Annotated in this window: 22 protein-coding genes and 2 tRNA genes; 17 read left to right on the top strand and 7 right to left on the bottom strand. The window is 65.6% G+C overall.

Going from position 1 to position 17,463, the window contains the following annotated elements:
- Positions 1 to 188 precede the first annotated feature (188 nt).
- Together LZ605_RS17330 and LZ605_RS17335 are read right to left on the bottom strand one after the other, a co-directional pair.
- Positions 189 to 674, bottom strand: coding sequence for a DUF962 domain-containing protein (locus tag LZ605_RS17330; protein WP_249842646.1), 486 nt, complete (start codon positions 672 to 674; stop codon positions 189 to 191).
- A gap of 196 nt (positions 675 to 870) precedes the next feature.
- On the bottom strand, positions 871 to 1,797 hold the full coding sequence (locus LZ605_RS17335) for a phosphoribosylaminoimidazolesuccinocarboxamide synthase (protein ID WP_008266180.1): 927 nt from the start codon (positions 1,795 to 1,797) through the stop codon (positions 871 to 873).
- Positions 1,798 to 1,938: 141 nt separating this feature from the next.
- Here LZ605_RS17335 and LZ605_RS17340 point away from each other — a divergent pair, with 141 nt between their 5' ends.
- From LZ605_RS17340 to LZ605_RS17385, 10 genes are all read left to right on the top strand, one after another.
- Positions 1,939 to 2,268 (top strand): J domain-containing protein, encoded by a 330-nt coding sequence (locus LZ605_RS17340; protein WP_249844940.1) that lies wholly within the window; start codon positions 1,939 to 1,941, stop codon positions 2,266 to 2,268.
- 57 nt (positions 2,269 to 2,325) lie between these two features.
- Positions 2,326 to 3,000 carry a ribulose-phosphate 3-epimerase gene (gene rpe, locus LZ605_RS17345; protein ID WP_032127160.1) on the top strand — a complete coding sequence of 225 codons (675 nt, stop codon included), beginning with the start codon at positions 2,326 to 2,328 and terminating at the stop codon, positions 2,998 to 3,000.
- Between the two features lie 59 nt (positions 3,001 to 3,059).
- A complete protein-coding gene (locus LZ605_RS17350; protein ID WP_213919281.1) occupies positions 3,060 to 3,542 on the top strand; it encodes a GNAT family N-acetyltransferase in 483 nt (160 codons plus the stop codon).
- A 250-nt stretch (positions 3,543 to 3,792) separates the two neighbouring features.
- Positions 3,793 to 4,728, top strand: a complete 936-nt coding sequence (yegS, locus tag LZ605_RS17355; protein ID WP_249842647.1) for a lipid kinase YegS — start codon at positions 3,793 to 3,795, stop codon at positions 4,726 to 4,728.
- 207 nt (positions 4,729 to 4,935) lie between these two features.
- Entirely contained in the window at positions 4,936 to 6,411 is a 1,476-nt protein-coding gene (trpE, locus tag LZ605_RS17360; protein WP_049443910.1) for an anthranilate synthase component I, read from the top strand.
- A 67-nt stretch (positions 6,412 to 6,478) separates the two neighbouring features.
- On the top strand, positions 6,479 to 7,267 hold the full coding sequence (locus LZ605_RS17365) for an SIMPL domain-containing protein (RefSeq protein WP_249842648.1): 789 nt from the start codon (positions 6,479 to 6,481) through the stop codon (positions 7,265 to 7,267).
- A 1-nt stretch (position 7,268) separates the two neighbouring features.
- Positions 7,269 to 7,856, top strand: coding sequence for an anthranilate synthase component II (locus tag LZ605_RS17370; protein ID WP_014038739.1), 588 nt, complete (start codon positions 7,269 to 7,271; stop codon positions 7,854 to 7,856).
- 16 nt (positions 7,857 to 7,872) lie between these two features.
- Positions 7,873 to 8,904 (top strand): anthranilate phosphoribosyltransferase, encoded by a 1,032-nt coding sequence (gene trpD / locus LZ605_RS17375; protein ID WP_249842649.1) that lies wholly within the window; start codon positions 7,873 to 7,875, stop codon positions 8,902 to 8,904.
- A 74-nt stretch (positions 8,905 to 8,978) separates the two neighbouring features.
- Positions 8,979 to 9,773 (top strand): indole-3-glycerol phosphate synthase TrpC, encoded by a 795-nt coding sequence (gene trpC, locus LZ605_RS17380; protein WP_049426871.1) that lies wholly within the window; start codon positions 8,979 to 8,981, stop codon positions 9,771 to 9,773.
- Positions 9,770 to 10,486, top strand: a complete 717-nt coding sequence (locus tag LZ605_RS17385) for a haloacid dehalogenase-like hydrolase (RefSeq protein ID WP_249842650.1) — start codon at positions 9,770 to 9,772, stop codon at positions 10,484 to 10,486. The genes trpC and LZ605_RS17385 overlap by 4 nt, the downstream gene beginning before the upstream one ends.
- Positions 10,487 to 10,583: 97 nt before the next feature.
- Here LZ605_RS17385 and LZ605_RS17390 read toward each other — a convergent pair whose 3' ends face one another.
- Positions 10,584 to 11,345 (bottom strand): sulfite exporter TauE/SafE family protein, encoded by a 762-nt coding sequence (locus tag LZ605_RS17390; protein ID WP_249842651.1) that lies wholly within the window; start codon positions 11,343 to 11,345, stop codon positions 10,584 to 10,586.
- A 94-nt stretch (positions 11,346 to 11,439) separates the two neighbouring features.
- The gene (gene crp / locus LZ605_RS17395; protein ID WP_010482649.1) at positions 11,440 to 12,129 is read right to left on the bottom strand and encodes a cAMP-activated global transcriptional regulator CRP; all 690 of its coding nucleotides are present in this window, start codon (positions 12,127 to 12,129) and stop codon (positions 11,440 to 11,442) included.
- A 150-nt stretch (positions 12,130 to 12,279) separates the two neighbouring features.
- Between crp and speD the strand changes: the two genes are divergently transcribed.
- Positions 12,280 to 13,074 (top strand): adenosylmethionine decarboxylase, encoded by a 795-nt coding sequence (gene speD, locus LZ605_RS17400; protein ID WP_005411315.1) that lies wholly within the window; start codon positions 12,280 to 12,282, stop codon positions 13,072 to 13,074.
- A 168-nt stretch (positions 13,075 to 13,242) separates the two neighbouring features.
- Entirely contained in the window at positions 13,243 to 13,563 is a 321-nt protein-coding gene (locus LZ605_RS17405) for a DMT family transporter (RefSeq protein WP_057497538.1), read from the top strand.
- Positions 13,564 to 13,618: 55 nt separating this feature from the next.
- On the opposite strand, the gene coq7 is transcribed toward LZ605_RS17405, so the two are convergent.
- Positions 13,619 to 14,263, bottom strand: a complete 645-nt coding sequence (gene coq7, locus LZ605_RS17410; protein ID WP_249842652.1) for a 2-polyprenyl-3-methyl-6-methoxy-1,4-benzoquinone monooxygenase — start codon at positions 14,261 to 14,263, stop codon at positions 13,619 to 13,621.
- A gap of 198 nt (positions 14,264 to 14,461) precedes the next feature.
- Between coq7 and rplM the strand changes: the two genes are divergently transcribed.
- Both rplM and rpsI read left to right on the top strand, forming a co-directional pair.
- On the top strand, positions 14,462 to 14,890 hold the full coding sequence (gene rplM, locus LZ605_RS17415) for a 50S ribosomal protein L13 (RefSeq protein WP_005414692.1): 429 nt from the start codon (positions 14,462 to 14,464) through the stop codon (positions 14,888 to 14,890).
- A 2-nt stretch (positions 14,891 to 14,892) separates the two neighbouring features.
- Positions 14,893 to 15,285: a 30S ribosomal protein S9 gene (rpsI, locus tag LZ605_RS17420; RefSeq protein ID WP_005411311.1), complete on the top strand. Its 393-nt coding sequence runs from the start codon at positions 14,893 to 14,895 to the stop codon at positions 15,283 to 15,285.
- Between the two features lie 290 nt (positions 15,286 to 15,575).
- Here rpsI and LZ605_RS17425 read toward each other — a convergent pair.
- Positions 15,576 to 15,650 (bottom strand) — tRNA-Gln (locus LZ605_RS17425).
- A gap of 55 nt (positions 15,651 to 15,705) precedes the next feature.
- Positions 15,706 to 15,782, bottom strand: a tRNA-Met gene (locus tag LZ605_RS17430).
- A 120-nt stretch (positions 15,783 to 15,902) separates the two neighbouring features.
- On the opposite strand from LZ605_RS17430, the gene LZ605_RS17435 reads away from it, so the two are divergent.
- The 3 genes from LZ605_RS17435 to bfr all read left to right on the top strand — a co-directional run bounded on the left by LZ605_RS17435 (position 15,903) and on the right by bfr (position 17,451).
- On the top strand, positions 15,903 to 16,523 hold the full coding sequence (locus tag LZ605_RS17435; RefSeq protein WP_249842653.1) for an RNA pyrophosphohydrolase: 621 nt from the start codon (positions 15,903 to 15,905) through the stop codon (positions 16,521 to 16,523).
- Positions 16,524 to 16,631: 108 nt separating this feature from the next.
- Positions 16,632 to 16,838, top strand: coding sequence for a (2Fe-2S)-binding protein (locus LZ605_RS17440; protein WP_107232914.1), 207 nt, complete (start codon positions 16,632 to 16,634; stop codon positions 16,836 to 16,838).
- A gap of 142 nt (positions 16,839 to 16,980) precedes the next feature.
- Positions 16,981 to 17,451, top strand: a complete 471-nt coding sequence (gene bfr / locus LZ605_RS17445; RefSeq protein ID WP_005414691.1) for a bacterioferritin — start codon at positions 16,981 to 16,983, stop codon at positions 17,449 to 17,451.
- Positions 17,452 to 17,463 lie beyond the last annotated feature (12 nt).

Raw genomic sequence — 17,463 nt, forward strand, 5'->3', positions numbered from 1 at the left:
TCGCTGGCTGCCCTCGGGGATCACCCTACGCCCACGCAGGGAGACCGCAGGCCCTGTCGCACAGGGGCTGCCGTCGACGGGCGGGAAGTGGGGAGCGGGTCACCGACGCAGGCTGGCAGGCCTGCCGTGGAGTGAGGGTGACGGAATCTGCCCGTTCAGGAAAGAATGGCCGCGACCGGGCGGGCAGGTCAGTAGCGCCAATCGAGCTTGCGGTAGAACTTGGCCATCACCCAGGCCGGGCCGATCAGCAGGTAGGTCAGGTCGGTCAGGAAGCTGGGCTTGCGGCCTTCGAACTTGTGGCCGATGAACTGCGCCACCCAGGCCACCACGAACACGCCCACCGCCAGCCAGAACAGGTTGTGCAGGCCGATCTCGGCCTCCAGCAGGCGGCACAGGCAACCGAACACGAAGAACTGGATGAGCATGCCGATGCCCAGCGGGCGCGACAGCTTGTTGTAGAAGCACCAGGCGCTGAACATCGCAAACGCCGACCAGATGCCGTACTGGAACCAGGTGATCAGCGGCGGCAGGCACCACAACAGGGCCACCACCGACCACAGGATGGCCGGCACCGCCACCACGTGGATGCGCTGGTTGATCACATTGCGGTGGTCATCGGAGTAGCTGGCGAAATAGCGGTCGATCGGCCGCGCAAGCTCGGTGGATGTCTGCATGCTGCGTCGCTTCCTCGAACAACGGTAGTGCCGGCCGCTGGCCGGCAATCCAGAGCATAGCTGAGTTCGCGCGGGTGCCGGCCAGCGGCCGGCACTACCCTGGGTGCCCTGCGGTAGAGCCAGGCCATGCCTGGCTGCGAAAGTGGGGCAGGCCTTCAGAACGCCCCCAGCCTTTCCGGCCGGGGGCGCAGGGGCATCAATCGACGCTGATGCCGGCCAGGCGCTGCAGCGCCTCGGCGTACTTGGCGCGGGTGCGCTCGATGATCTCGGCCGGGATGCTCGGGCCCGGGGCGGTCTTGCCCCAGTCCAGCGTCTCCAGGTAATCGCGCACGAACTGCTTGTCGTAGCTCGGCGGGCTGGTGCCCACCTCGTACTCGTCGGCCGGCCAGTAACGCGAGGAATCCGGGGTCAGCATCTCGTCCATGATGTACAGGCGGCCATCGGCATCGGTACCGAACTCGAACTTGGTATCGGCCAGGATGATGCCGCGCTCGCGCGCGTAATCGGCGGCGAACTTGTAGATGCGCAGGGTGGCGTCGCGCACGCGCTCGGCCAGGTCGGCACCGACCTGCTTGACCATCGCATCGAAATCGATGTTCTCGTCGTGGTCGCCGACGGCGGCCTTGGTCGAGGGGGTGAAGATCGGCTCGGGCAGCTGCTCGGCCTGGCGCAGGCCGTCGGGCAGGTCGATGCCGCTGACCTTGCCGGTGCGCTGGTAGTCCTTCCAGCCGCTGCCGATCAGGTAGCCGCGGGCGATCGCTTCCACCGGCACCGGCTTCAACTTGCGGGTGACCACCGCGCGCTTGGCGTACAGGGCCGGGTCCACGCCTTCGGGCAGCACGCTGGCCACGTCAATGCCGGTCAGGTGGTTGGGCATCAGGTGCGCGGTCTTGGCGAACCAGAAATTGGACACCTGGCAGAGCATCTCGCCCTTGCCCGGGATCGGGTCGGGCAGCACCACGTCGAACGCCGACAGGCGATCGGTGGCCACCATCAGCAGGTAGTCGCCCGGCGGGGTCCCTGCGGGCAGCCGCTCGCGCGGGATATCGAACACATCACGCACCTTGCCGCGATGGCGCAAGGGCAGGCCGGGGAGATCGGATTGCAACAGCGTGGTTGGCACGGGCACTCCTGGGGCGTTGTCGATACGGCTGGCCAACGGACCCGGCGGGCCCGCTGACCAGCGGGCGGCCTAGTGTAAAGCGGTCCGGGCCCGCTGTGACGTAAAATGAGCGTCCATTTCGCCGGTCGACCCTGGGGCGCCATGCGCTGGTACGGAAAACTGCTCGGTTTCATCGCCGGGGCCCTGCTGTTCCGGCCCAATCCGCTGTTCGGCGCGGTGGTCGGCCTGTTGATCGGCCACGCCTTCGACTCGGACTGGTTCCGCCTGAACAAGGAGAACCCGTACCGGGAGCTCGGGCTGACCTCGGAGGCCACCGATGCCGAGATCGAGCGCGCCTACCGCCGGCTGATCTCCCAGTACCACCCCGACAAGCTGGGCGGCGCCGCCCCCGAGCTGCAGCAGCAGGCCGAACAGAAGTCGCGGCGCATCAACGCCGCCTACGACCGCATCAAGGCCTTGCGCAAGCGCTGATCCCATCGTCCCGCCTGCGGGCGGGAGAACCCTTTCCCCGTTCCGAAGGCCCCGGCCATGTCCAACTGCCTCATCGCCCCGTCCATCCTGTCCGCCAACTTCGCCCGCCTCGGCGAGGAAGTGGACAACGTCCTCGCCGCCGGCGCTGACTGGGTCCACTTCGACGTGATGGACAACCATTACGTGCCGAACCTGACCATCGGCCCGATGGTCTGCCAGGCCCTGCGCAAGCACGGCGTGACCGCGCCGATCGACGTGCACCTGATGGTCGAGCCGGTGGACCGCATCATTCCCGATTTCGCCGAGGCCGGTGCCACCTACATCAGCTTCCACCCGGAGGCCAGCCGCCACGTGCACCGCACCATCCAGCTGATCCGTTCGCTGGGCTGCAAGCCGGGCATCGTGCTCAATCCGGCCACTCCGGTGGACATCCTCGACTGGGTGCTGGATGACCTGGACCTGGTGCTGCTGATGTCGGTCAACCCGGGCTTCGGCGGCCAGGCGTTCATCCCCTCGGCGCTGGACAAGCTGCGCGTGGTGCGCAAGATGATCGATGCCAGCGGCAAGGACATCCGCCTGGAAATCGACGGTGGCGTGAAGGCCGACAACATCGGCGAGATCGCCGCCGCCGGCGCCGACACCTTCGTCGCCGGCTCGGCCATCTTCAATGCCAAGACCAGCTACCAGGACGTGATCGCGCAGATGCGCGCCAACGTCGCCGCCGCCCGCTGACAAAAAGGGGACGGAGGGGATTAATCTCGTTCAATTCCCTCCGTCCCCTTTATCTGCGCATGGCACTGTTGAACATCCGTCCGGCCACCGTAGCCGATGCTGGCCTGATCCTGCATTTCATCCGCGAGCTGGCGATCTACGAGAAGGCCGAGCATTCGGTGCAGACCGATGAGATCGGCATCGCCGAAAGCCTGTTCGGCGCCGATGCCACGGCGCGCGCGCTGATCTGCGAAGCCGACGGCGAGGCCATCGGTTATGCGGTGTATTTCTACAACTACTCGACCTGGCTGGGCCGCAAGGGCATCTACCTGGAAGACCTGTACGTCAGCCAGGAAAAGCGCGGCGGCGGTGCCGGCAAGGCGCTGCTGAAATACATCGCACGCCAGGCCGTGGCTGAAGGCTGCGGCCGGTTCGAATGGTCGGTGCTGGACTGGAACACCCCGGCCATCGAGTTCTACACCGCTGCCGGCGCGAAGCCGCAGGACGAGTGGACCGTGTACCGGCTGCAGGGCCAGGCGCTGCGCGATTTCGCCAATGGTTGAGGCCTGAAGTGGGTGCGAACCGCGATCCGGTGGGTGCGAACCTGGGTTCGCACTCCCTGCACACCCCAAAAAAAGGCCACGCCAATCACTGGCGTGGCCCTGCTGCATGCGTGGGAGGCTGATCCTGCCTCCATCCATCGTCCCTGCTATGGCCTTCCATTCTCCAGCAGCTGAATGACACCTGCGTGACATTCACTGCGGACAAACAGCGCATTGCTAGCCTGTGCCGCCCCATCCCTGGAAGCACTGCATGACCACCCCGCGCTGGCGCCTGATCCTCAACGGCAAGTCCGCAGGCAATGACCAACTGCGCGACGCGGTCGGCCTTTGGCGCGGGCAGGGCGTACAGCTGGAAGTGCGGGTGACCTGGGAGGATGGCGACGCCGAGCGCTACGTGGCCGAGGCGATCGATCATGGGGTGGACGTGATCGTGGCCGCCGGAGGCGATGGCACGCTCAGCGCCGTGGCCGAAACCTTGGCCCATCGCGACGAAGCGGCCGAGGCGCTGCCCTCGCTGGCGCTGGTGCCAATGGGCACCGCCAACGATTTCGCCGCCGCCGCCGGCATTCCCACCGAGCCGCAGGACGCCTTCGCGTTGATCGGCCAGGTGGCCCCTCACGTCATCGATCTGCTGCGCGTGGACGCCGATGGCACGCCCTGGTGGTGCGCCAATCTGGCCAGCGGCGGCTTCGGCACGCAGGTCACCGTGGAGACCGATGCCGGGCTGAAGAAGATGCTGGGCGGTCTGGCCTATGTGATCACCGGCATCGCCAAACTGGGGCGCATCGAGCCGATCAACGCGCGCCTGTCGGGCCCGGATTTCGAATGGGAAGGCGACTTCATCGCGCTGGGCATCGGCAACGGGCGCCAGGCCGGTGGCGGCCAGCAGCTGTGCCCGCAGGCGCTGATCGACGATGGCCTGCTGGATGTGACGGTGCTTCCGGAGCTGGAGGGTGAAGTGGCTGCCACCCTTGGCCAGATGTTGAAGTCCGGCACCCAGGCCGCGCTGGAACAGTTGGCTACGCGTGCGCGCCTGCCGTGGCTGCAGATCGACGCGCCGAAGACGCTGACCCTGAACCTGGACGGCGAGCCGGTGCAGGCCCGGCAGTTCCGCATCGACTGCGTGGCGGGCCGGGTGCGCATGCATCTGCCGGCCGGTTGCCCGTTGCTGGGCGGGCAGGGGTAGCGCCGACTCTGCCGGTCCCCGCCGCCGGCCCGGCGCTTGCCGTGGTTCAGGTTCACAGGGTTTCCCTCCCGCCGATCCTGCGATACAGTCAAGGGGTGTCCAGCCTGACGACCCCGCATACCCTTTCTTCCGCACGCCGTTGGTGGCGATGGTGGCCCGTTGCCGTCGTCCGCCCCCATAACGCTGTGTCCCGGAAGGAAAGTCGTCTTGAATTCGCACGCTCAGTTTCAGCTGCAGGCCGCTGAAGGCCACACCCATATTCCCGTCGTCCGCGAAGTGCTGTCCGACCTGGACACGCCGCTTTCGGTCTATCTGAAGCTCGCCGACGGCCCCAATACCTACCTGTTTGAATCCGTCGAAGGCGGCGAGCGCTTTGGTCGTTACTCGATCATCGGCCTGCCGGCGCGCCGCGTGTACGCCTTCCACGGTCACACGCTGACCGTGCGCGAGGACGGCCAGGTGGTGGACACCCGCGAGGTGGCCGACCCGTTTGCCGAGGTCGAGGCGCTGCGCAGCGCCCACTCGGTGCCCAAGCTGGAGGGCCTGCCGGGCTTCACTGGTGGGCTGGTCGGCTGGTTCGGTTTCGAGTGCATCGGCTACATCGAACCGCGTCTGGCACCGCCGGCCGGCCGCGATGAGCTGGGCACCCCGGACATCCTGCTGCTGGATTCCAACGAGCTGGCGGTGTTCGACAATCTCAAGGGCCGGCTGTACCTGATCGTGCATGCCGACCCGCGTGTCGACGGTGCCTTCGAACAGGCGCAGGCACGCCTGGATGCGCTGACTGCGAAGCTGCGTGCACCGGGCGCCGGCTATCCGGCGCCGCTCAACAGCGACGTGCTGGACGAGTCCGATTTCGTCTCCGGTTTCACCCGCGAAGGCTTCGTCGATGCGGTCCAGCGCAGCAAGGAGTACATCCGCGCCGGTGACATCTTCCAGGTGGTGCTGAGCCAGCGCCTGAGCGTGCCGTTCAAGGCGCGCCCGGTGGATGTGTACCGTGCGCTGCGCGCATTGAATCCGTCGCCGTACATGTACTTCCTCGATGTCGGCGACCTGCAGGTGGTCGGTTCGTCGCCGGAAATCCTGGTGCGTCTGCAGGATGGGGAAGTGACCGTGCGCCCGATCGCCGGCACCCGCCCGCGCGGCGCCACCGTCGAGCAGGACCTGGCGCTGGAAGCCGAGCTGCTGGCCGATCCGAAGGAACGCGCCGAGCACCTGATGCTGATCGACCTCGGCCGCAACGATGCCGGCCGCGTATCCAAGGCCGGCACCGTGGAAGTGGGCGAGCAGTTCGTGATCGAGCGCTACAGCCACGTCATGCACATCGTCAGCGAAGTGACCGGGCAGCTGCAGCCGGGCCTGAGCTATGCCGACGTGCTGCGTGCCACCTTCCCGGCCGGTACGGTCAGTGGCGCGCCGAAGATCCGCGCGCTGGAAGTGATCCGCGAGCTGGAACCGATCAAGCGCAATGTGTATGCCGGCAGCATTGGCTACATCGGCTGGCACGGCGATGCCGATACCGCAATCGCGATCCGCACCGCGGTGATCAAGGACGGCCGCCTGTACGTTCAGGCCGGCGCCGGCATCGTCTACGACTCGGACCCGGACAAGGAATGGGACGAGACGATGAACAAGGGCCGCGCCCTGTTCCGCGCCGTCGCCCAGGCCGCCAAGGGGTTGTGAGCCTTTCCGTGCCGTGGCCTGCGCCGCGGCACCTTCCGCTGTTCCCGTTCACGACAAGGAGTACCGCATGAAGCTGCTGAGCGCATTGCTGTGGTCGTCACTGCTGGCCACGATGGCCCCGTCTGCGTGGGCGCAGGCCAATACCATTCCCTCGCAGCCGCACCTGCTGGTGAAGGGCAGTGCCGAGCGCCAGGTCATGCCGGATCGCTTCGGTGTCTTGGTCCGGCTCGACTCGGTGGACATGAAGACCGAAGCGGCCCGCAGGCGCGTCCAGGAAAATGGCCGCCAGGTCATGGCGCTGTTCAAGCGCCATGGTGCAGTGGCCGACAGCATCAAGGCCGAGAACCTGCAGGTCAGTCCGCAGAGCCGGTACAAGGATGGAGAGAGCGTCTTCATCGGCGTCTCGGTCAGCCAGTCGTTGAGCGCCAGTTTCGCTGATGGCGAAAGCCTGCAGCGCTTCCTCGGCGCACTGCAGGCAAGCAGGGAAGTACAGGTTTCCACGCAGAGCCCTACCTATTCCGCAGCATCGAAGCTGCGCGCCGAACTGAAGGCTGAGGCCGCCCAGCAGACCCGCGAATCGGCAGCGGGCCTGGCCGGTGCCTATGGCGCGAAGGTCATCGGCCTGTACAGCATTTCCGACGTCGCCCCTGACTTTGCCTATGGCGTGCAGGCCGGCGATTGGCCACGCGGCCAGAACGGGCCGAGTGCGCTCAAGAACCTCTCCCCGCCCAAGCCAGGCCCGGTGTCGGCGCCGCCGCAGGGCGGCTTCAATTACAGCGGCGAAGTCATTGCCTCCGGCCCCATCACCTACACCGAAAACGTATACGCCATTTTCCTGATAAGCGACGGAACCTGACATGTTGTGGATGATCGACAACTACGACAGCTTCACCTACAACCTCGTGCAGTACCTGCAGACGCTGGGCGCCGAGGTCAAGGTGGTGCGCAACGATGCGATGAGCGTGGACGAGATCGCCGCGCAGAAGCCTGAGCGCATCGTCATCTCGCCCGGCCCGTGCACGCCTAACGAAGCGGGCGTGTCGCTGGAACTGATCCAGCGGCTGGGCCCGACCACGCCGATTCTCGGCGTCTGTCTGGGCCACCAGGGCATCGGCCAGGTCTACGGCGGCACGGTGATCCGTGCCGGCAACATCATGCACGGCAAGACCTCGCCGATCCGCCATGAAGGCAAGGGCGTGTTCGCCGGCCTGCCGGACCGCTATCAGGCCACCCGCTACCACTCGCTGGTGGTGGACAAGAACAGCCTGCCGGACGTGCTGGAAGTGACCGCCTGGACCGAGAACGACGACGGTTCGATCGAAGAGATCATGGGCCTGCGCCACCGCCAGTTCCCGGTGGAAGGCGTGCAGTTCCACCCCGAATCCATCCTCACCGAACACGGCCACGCCCTGCTGCGCAATTTCCTGCAGCGCCCGGCGGCCTGATCCAAGGAGCATTCCCATGAGCTTCTCCCCCCAGGAAGCCCTGCACCGCACCATCGAGCACCGCGAAATCTTCTTCGACGAAATGGTCGACCTGATGCGGCAGATCATGCGCGGCGATGTCTCGCCGATGATGACCGCGGCGATCCTCACCGGCCTGCGCGTGAAGAAGGAGACCGTGGACGAAATCGCCGCGGCGGCCACCGTGATGCGTGAATTCGCCCGGCCAGTGCCGGTGGCCGACACCACGAACCTGGTTGATATCGTCGGTACCGGTGGCGATGGCTCGCACACCTTCAACATCTCCACCTGCGCGATGTTCGTCGCCGCCGCCGCAGGCGCGCGCGTGGCCAAGCACGGCAACCGCAGCGTGTCGTCCAAGTCCGGCAGCGCCGATGCGCTCGAAGCGCTGGGCGCGGTGATCGAGCTGCAGCCGGCGCAGGTGGCGCAGGCCATCGACCGGACCGGCATCGGCTTCATGTTCGCGCCGATCCATCACCCGTCGATGAAGGTGGTGGCCCCGGTCCGCCGCGAAATGGGTGTGCGCACCATCTTCAACATCCTCGGCCCGCTGACCAACCCGGCCAGCGCACCGGCGGTGCTGATGGGCGTGTTCCATCCCGATCTGGTAGGCATCCAGGCGCGCGTGCTGCGCGAACTGGGCACCGAGCGCGCCATGGTGGTCTGGGGCCGCGACAACATGGACGAGATCTCGCTGGGCGCCGGCACCCTGGTGGGCGAACTGCGCGACGGCAAGGTGCGCGAGTACGAGATCCATCCGGAAGACTTCGGCATCGCCATGTCGGCCAGCCGCAACCTGCGCGTGGATGGCCCGGAGCAGTCCATTGCCCTGCTGCGCGCGGTGCTGGACAACGAGCCGGGCCCGGCGCTGGATATCGTTGCCCTCAACGCGGGCGCGGCGCTGTACGTGGCCGGCGTGGCCAGCGACATCGGCGACGGCCTGGCCCGCGCCCGTGCCGCCATCGCCAACGGCAGCGCCCGCCAGCGCCTGCAGCAGTACGTTGACACCACCCGCGCGCTGATTGCCTGAGCGCGCGGTTCAGCCTGACCCATCCGATGGCCGATAATGGCCGTCCTCACCGCCCCAGTACCGAAGCGACGACGATGAGCGACATCCTGCAGACGATCCTGGCCCGCAAGGCCGAAGAAGTAGCCCAGCGCCGCGCCCAGCGCCCGCTCGAGGAGCTGCAGGCCGCCCTGGCCAGCGCCCCGCCGGTCCGTGGCTTCGTGCGCGCGCTGCAGGCGGCGGTGGCCAACGGCGACCCGGCTGTGATCGCCGAGGTGAAGAAGGCCAGCCCGTCCAAGGGCGTGATCCGCCCGGATTTCCGCCCGGCCGACATTGCCGTCAGCTACGAATTCGGCGGTGCCAGCTGCCTGTCGGTGCTGACCGACGTCGATTTCTTCCAGGGCGCCGACGCCTACCTGCAGCAGGCCCGCGAGGCCTGCACGCTGCCGGTGCTGCGCAAGGACTTCGTGATCGACGCCTACCAGGTGTACGAAGCGCGCGTGCTTGGCGCCGACTGCATCCTGCTGATCGTCGCCGCGCTGGACGACACCCAGCTGGCCACCCTGTCCGAACTGGCGCTTTCGCTGGGCATGGACGTGCTGGTGGAAGTGCATGACATCGATGAGCTGGAGCGCGCGCTGCAGGTGCCGGCGCCGATGATCGGCATCAACAACCGCAATCTGCGCACCTTCGAGGTGTCGCTGCAGACCACCCTGGACATGCAGAAGGCGGTGCCGCGTGATCGCCTGCTGGTCACCGAAAGCGGCATCCTCGGCCCGCAGGACGTGGCCCTGATGCGCGACGCCGGCATCCACGCGTTCCTGGTCGGCGAGGCCTTCATGCGCGTGGAAGAGCCGGGCGAGGGCCTGCGTCAGCTATTCTTCGCGGCATGACAACGCACTATCCAACGCCGCGCGGGGATGCGCCGCTGGTGGTCTTCGACTTCGACCACACCCTCTACGATGGCGATTCGGGCACGCACCTGTTCGCCTCGCTGATCAAGCGCAACCCGTTGCGCATGCTGGCCGCGCTGCTGGTCACGCCGATTGCCGGGCCGATGGTGGCGATGCTGCCCACGCGCCGTGCCGGCATTTCGGTCTACGTGTGGATCGGCAGTTTCGGCCTGCATCGCGCGCGTGATTTCAACCGCGTGATCGACGCCTATGTGCTGCGCAACGAGGCACAGATGCGCGCCAAGTTGCTGCCGCAGGCGCTGGAGGTGTTCGCCGCGCACCGCGCCAAGGGCGACCGGGTGGTGGTGGCCACCGGCGCGCCACCGGAGCTGGCGCGGGCGATCCTGGCGTTCGTCGCCCATCAGGACGTGCCGGTGATCGGCACCGAGGTCGGCCCGCGACTGGGCGGCGTCGGCCCGACCCGCCACTGCCACAACGAAGAAAAGATGCGCATGCTGCGCGAGCGCGGCTACGGCGATATCGATATCGCGTATTCGGACAGCACCGCCGATCTGCCGCTGCTGCTGGCGGCCAAGGCGCCGGTGGTGGTGAACCCGAAGCGCTCCAAGGTGGATTTCTTCCGCAGCGTGTTGCCGGCCGGCACCCGCATCCTCAACTGGGGCTGCGTCGAGCGCGGCGGCGAGAAGGCGTAGACCGCGCCTGTTGTAGAGCCGAGCCATGCTCGGCTGCTCTTCGTTGCGGCATCCGTGCGCCATCAGCCGAGCATGGCCCGGCTCTACAAGGGATGCCTCAGCGGTACAGGTGCCCGTACACCGCGTGGCCGATCTGGAACAGGCTGATGCCCAGCACCAGCACGCCCACCGCTACCAGCACCCAGCGCTCCTTCACCCGCTTTACCAGGATCGCCGCCACCGGCGCGGCCATCATGCCGCCGATCAGCAGCCCGGCGACGATCTGCAGGTGCTGCACGCCCATCGAAAGCAGGAAGGTGGCCGAGATGGTCAGGGTGACGATGAACTCGGCGGCATTGACCGTGCCGATGGTGGTGCGTGCCTGGCCGCCACGGGCGAGCAGGGTGGAGGTCGCCACCGGACCCCAGCCGCCGCCGCCGCTGGCGTCCAGCAGGCCGGCGAAGAAGCCCAGCACCGGCACCCGGCGGATCTCGCCCTGTGGCATCCAGCGGCCCGCGGCGCGGGCCAGGATGATGATGGCCAGCACCAGCAGGTACAGGTAGATCAGCGGCCGGATGATGTCGCCGGGGATCTGGGTGAGCACGTACGCGCCCAGAGCGCCACCGACCGCACCGGGCAGGGCCAGACGCAGGAACAGGCGTTTGTCGACATTGCCGGCGGCCAGGTGCGACACGCCGGAAGCGCCTGTGGTGAAGACTTCAGCGGTGTGGATGCTGGCACTGACCTGCGCAGGCGGCAACCCCATGCTCAGCATCACCGAGGAGGACACCAGGCCGAAGGCCATGCCCAGCGCGCCGTCCACCAGTTGTGCGCCGAGACCGATGAGGATGAACCACCAGAATTCGCTGCTCAGTTCCATGCACCGAGCCTAGCGGATGCACATGTGCGGGGCGTGCGATGGTGTGTCGCACGTACGACGATCCGCCGGGCATGGCCCGGCGGACATCTGTCGATCAACGGGTGCCGTACAGCACCACGGTCTTGCCGCGGGCATGCAGCAGGCCATCGGTCTGCAGCTTCTTCAGCACACGGCCGGCCATTTCGCGCGAGCAGCCGACCAGGCGCGCCAGTTCCTGGCGCGAAACGCGCAGCTGGCTGCCCTGCGGATGGCTCATCGCCTCCGGTTCCTGGGCCAGGTCGTGCAGAGTGCGCACAATCCGGTCGGTAACGTCCAGGAATGCCAGGCGGCTGGCCTTGCGGCTGGTGTCGAGCAGGCGCTTGGAGATCTGCTGGCCCAGCGCGTACAGCAGGCGCGGGGCATCGGCCGACAGCGGGCCGAGGAACAGCTGATGCAGGCGTTCGTAGCTGATTTCGGCTAGCTCGCAGGCGGTACGGGTCCGCAGGATCACCTCGCGGCGGTCCGATTCGACGAACAGACCCATTTCACCGACGAACTCGCCGGCACCGAAGTAGCCCAGCACCAGCTCGCGATCGTCATCTTCCTCGGCCATGATCGAAACCGAGCCGCTGATGACGTAATACAGGGTTCCCGCCGGGTCACCGGGTCGGAAGACGTCGGTACGGGTGGGATATCGCCGCCGGTGGCTGTGCGCCAGGAAACGATCGATGGTGGCGATATCCAGGGCCAGTGGACTGCTAGCTAGGCGCACGGTTGACACGATAGGGGCGCTCCCTCTGCGCATGAACGGATTCACGGGGTCGATAGCGGAGCTTAACCAGCGCAATTGTTAAGGGCAAACAGTGTGCCAGAACTCTTGCGTCTTCACGTTCCCCCCGGGGGCAGTTTGCCCCATAATTCACCCTTTCCCCTTCTTACACAGGAATCGACCGCCGTGGTCAAGCCGTTGCCTCGCCTGAGGCTGCAGGGTTTCAACAACCTCACCAAGGCGCTGAGCTTCAACATCTATGACGTGTGTTACGCGCGCACCGAAGAGGAGCGTCAGCGTTACATTGAATACATCGATGAAGAGTACAACGCCGACAGGCTGACTCAAATCTTGACCGATGTCGCCGAGATCATCGGCGCCAACATCCTGAACGTGGCCCGCCAGGACTACGACCCGCAGGGTGCCTCGGTGACCATCCTGATCTCCGAAGAACCGGTGATCGACAAGAAGCTGGCCGGCAAGGAGCTGATCTCCGACGCCGTGGTCGCGCACATGGACAAGAGCCACATCACCGTCCATACCTACCCGGAAACCCATCCGCAGGAAGGTATCGCGACGTTCCGCGCGGACATCGACGTGGCCACCTGTGGCGTCATTTCGCCGCTGAAGGCCCTGAACTACCTGATCGAGAGCCTTGAGTCGGACATCGTGATCATGGACTACCGCGTCCGTGGCTTCACCCGCGATGTGAAGGGCAAGAAGCACTTCATCGACCACAAGATCAACTCGATCCAGAACTTCCTGGCCAAGAACATCAAGTCGCGTTACGAGATGTTCGACGTCAACGTCTACCAGGAAAACATCTTCCACACGAAGATGCACCTGAAGGACTTCGACCTGGACCAGTACCTGTTCGAGGAAAAGGCCAAGAACCTGTCGTTCAAGGAACGCATGAAGATCGAAGCGCTGCTCAAGCGCGAGATCGAAGAGCTGTTCCACGGCCGTAACCTGTCCGAGTAAGCCCCATGCGCGATGCCCGCAGGCATCGCCACCTAGGCGGGACGACCCGCCCCGTGGAACCTGTGTTGCGCAAGCGGTATAGTTCCACGGTGATGTACCGACCCACGGCCCGGTGTGAAAACACCGGGCCGTTTCGTTTTTGTCAAAAAAGGTAAGGAGCCCCCACCCATGCCCTGGATCTACCTGTTGCTGGCCGGTCTGTTCGAGATCGGTTTCGCGCTTGGAATGAAGTACTCCGAAGGCTTCAGCAAGCCCCTGCCCACCGTTGCCACGGTGGTGTCCGCACTGATCAGCCTGTACCTGATGAGCCAGGCGATGAAGAGCATCCCGGTCGGTACGGCCTATGCGATCTGGACCGGTATCGGCGCCCTGGGCGTAGCCGTGCTGGGCATCTACCTGTTCAACGACAGCGCATCGCCGGCCCGCCTGGCCTGCGTGGGCCTGATCGTGGCCGGTGTGATCGGCCTGAAGCTGGTCTCGCCCAACTGACATGATGGGGTCGGATCCCTTTTCCCGTGAAGAGGGATCCGACCCCGTGTCGCGGTTACAGCCGGTAGGCGATGGTCTTCATCACCTTGGAGGCCAGCGCCATCGCGCCCGGAATCGGGAACGGCAGGCGGCGTGCGCCGGCCTGCTCGGCATGATCCGCATGGCGGGCCTCGTCTTCCTTCATCACGGCGATGACCGCGCGGCTGCGCAGGTCGCCGGCCGGCAGGTCGACCAGGTGCTCGTCCAGATGGGCCTCCACCTGGCGTTCGGTCTCGACCACGAAGCCCAGGTTCCAGCCGTCGCCGCGCAGCCCGGCCAGGGTGCCGATGGTGTAGCTGCCGGCATACCACAACGGGTTGAACAGGCTGGGACGGCTGTCCAGTTCGCCCAGGCGGGTGGCGCACCAGGCCAGGTGGTCGGTCTCCTCCTGGGCCGCTTCCAGCAGGTGTTCACGCGTGGCCGGGTCGCGGGCCACGGCGGCCTGGCCGAAATACAGGCCCTGCGCGCAGACCTCGCCGACGTGGTTGATCCGCATCAGGCCCGCGGCGTGGCGACGCTCGGCGCGGTCCATGCCCGGCTCGTCGGTGTCCGCCGCCGGGTAGGGGCGGGCCGCCGGTGGGTTGCCAAAAACCGTGTCCAGGGCGCGCTGCGCCTCGGTCAGCAGGTGGTCCAGCGGGGTGGTCTGGCGGAGCACGGTCATGGCGGTACGCGGTGGGGCGGAAGACCCCTCGATTCTCGCCCGGCCCCGCGCCCCTGCCAACCCGGTGTAGCGGGCGGCTTGCACCCGCCGGCCAAGGTGAGTACAATCCCGCCTCTTACGCTTCACCTTTTCACAACGCGTGGCAGAGTTCCGGCGAGCCTTTCGCCGCAATGAGCCCGACCTAACCTAGAGTTCTTCATGAGCACTTTCACTGCCAAGAACGAGACCGTCCAGCGCGACTGGTACCTCGTCGACGCCGAGGGCAAGACCCTGGGCCGTCTCGCCACCGAGCTGGCCCGCCGTCTGCGCGGCAAGCACAAGCCGGTCTACACCCCGCACGTTGATACCGGCGACTACCTGGTCGTCATCAATGCAGAAAAGATTGCCGTCACCGGCAAGAAGCTGCAGGACAAGATGTATCACCGTTTCACCGGCTACATCGGCAACCTGAAGACCGAATCGCTGGCACAGGCGCTGGAGCGCCACCCGGAGCGCGTGATCGAGATCGCCGTGAAGGGCATGCTGCCGAAGGGTCCGCTGGGTCGCCAGATGTACCGCAAGCTCAAGGTCTACGCCGGCACTGAGCATCCGCACGCCGCACAGCAGCCGCAGGTTCTGGATATCTAATCATGGCTATCACTCAAAACTACGGCACTGGCCGCCGCAAGTCCTCCACCGCTCGCGTGTTCCTGCGCAAGGGTTCGGGCAACATCACCGTCAATGGCCGTCCGCTGGACGAGTTCTTCGGTCGTGAGACCGCGCGCATGATCGTGCGCCAGCCGCTCGAGCTGACCAAGAACACCGAAAGCTTCGACATCCTGGTCACCGCCGCTGGCGGCGGCACCACCGGCCAGGCCGGTGCGATCCGTCTGGGCATCGCCCGTGCACTGGTCGAGTACGACGAAACCCTGAAGTCCGAGCTGCGCAAGGCTGGCTTCATGACCCGTGACGCCCGTGAAGTCGAGCGTAAGAAGGTCGGTCTGCACAAGGCCCGTCGCGCCACCCAGTTCTCCAAGCGCTGATCTACCGCGCCTGGTTGGGCTCCTTCGGGAGCCCGCTGGATGGAAACGCAAAAGCCCGGCTTCGGCCGGGCTTTTGTCGTTCTGGGGTTGCGCATTTCGAGGTTGCCGGCCAGCGGCCGGCACTACCCTTGGTTCCGCATCAAAGGATCCGACCCCGGAGTTCTGTCTGGAGAAAAGCCCCCTTGATGTTCAAGGGGGTGCGCCGACAGGCGCGGGGATAAGGAAGGATGCGTGACCAAACAAAAAAGAAAAAAGCCTGATCTTTCGATCAGGCTTTTTTCTTTTTTGTTTGGCTGCCCCGGATGGATTCGAACCACCGAATGCCTGAGTCAGAGTCAGGTGCCTTACCGCTTGGCGACGGGGCAAAACGTGCAACTATTTTCTCACTTTTCACATTGAAAAACAACTTCATTTTCAATGTGGTGGCTATGGGTGGACTCGAACCACCGACCCCAGCATTATGAGTGCTGTGCTCTAACCGGCTGAGCTACATAGCCTTGGTGAGCCCGCTATTCTGCGGATGTGTAACGGGCATGTCAACACTTTTGTGCCGAGCTTGTGGGCCGGCAGAGGGCATGGGATAGTCCCGGACAGTAGATTTTTTAGGAGTCCGCATCGTGATCGATCCGGACGGCTATCGACCGAACGTCGGCATTGTGCTGATGCGGCAGGACGGCCAGGTGTTCTGGGCACGACGCGTGCGCCGGGACGGCTGGCAGTTCCCGCAGGGTGGCATGAACACCGACGAGACGCCTGTCGAGGCCATGTATCGTGAACTGCAGGAAGAGACCGGCCTGCTGCCTGAGCATGTGGAAGTGCTTGGGGCAACGCCCGGCTGGCTGCGCTACAAGCTGCCGGCGCGGGCCATCCGCCGCAACGAGCGGCAGGTCTGCATCGGCCAGAAGCAGGTCTGGTTCCTGCTGCGGCTGACCGGCGACGAATGCCATGTGAAGCTGGACCACACCGACTCGCCCGAGTTCGATCACTGGCGCTGGGTGGATTTCTGGTACCCGGTGGAGCATGTGGTGATGTTCAAGCGCGGCGTCTATGCCCGCGCATTGCGACATCTGGCGCCACTGGCCCGCGGGGTCGCAGGTCAGGGGGTCACCGCCATGCCCAAGAGCGCTGCCGAGGCCTGGATGCCGGGGCACAACGCCGGTCACGACCGCCCACGCAAGCGCCCCCGTACCCGCGGTTACTGGCCCAAGAAGGCCCAGGGTGACGGCCCGGCGAGCTGATCGGCTGAACGGTATCGAGAATGGTTCATGTCCTTGATTGACAACCATTCTCGTTTCCATTGGAATAGGCAACAGGCCGCTTCTGGCCTGTCAGCCCGGTTCCTGCCTGTGTACGTCTGCATCTGCAACGGAGTCACCGACCACCAGATCCGTGAAGCGGCCTCACAGGGCGTCACCTCAGTGGGCGAGCTGACCATGCGTACCGGTTGCGGCGCAACCTGCGGTTCCTGCCTGGACATGGCCGGTGATCTGCTGGCCAAGGCGTTGAACACCCACGACCTGCCGCTGCCGGTGCTGGGCCTGCAGGCGGCCTGATCCGCCCTTCGCGCGGCGCCCACGCCACGCCCACATCCGGCTCACCGCTGGCCGTACTGGCCAATGCGCACGATTCGCGTTCCTTCACGCCTGCGCGCAAGGGGTTAAAGTGCCCGCGTTTTCAGCGCGCAGGAGCACCGCCATGAAGGGCGACACCAAGGTCATCGAATTCCTCAACAAGGTCCTCTACAACGAGCTGACCGCGATCAACCAGTACTTCCTGCACGCCAAGATGCTCAAGAACTGGGGCATCAAGGAACTGGCCGAGCATGAGTACAAAGAATCGATCGACGAGATGAAGCATGCCGACATGCTTGCCGACCGCATCCTGTTCCTCGAAGGCCTGCCGAACTTCCAGGCGCTGGGCAAGCTGCGCATCGGCGAGAACCCGACCGAGATCCTGCAGTGCGATCTGTCGCTGGAACGCGACGGTGTGGTCACCCTGCGCGAGGCCGTGGCGTATGCCGATTCGGTGGGCGATTACGTCAGCCGCCAGCTGTTCGTGAAGATCCTCGATTCGGAAGAGGAGCACATCGACTGGCTGGAAACCCAGCTTGACCTGATCGAGCGCATCGGCGAGCCGAAGTACCTGCTGAGCAAGCTGGAAGAGTGACCTGACGCCGGA

Source organism: Stenotrophomonas maltophilia (assembly GCF_023518235.1).
GTDB lineage: Bacteria > Pseudomonadota > Gammaproteobacteria > Xanthomonadales > Xanthomonadaceae > Stenotrophomonas.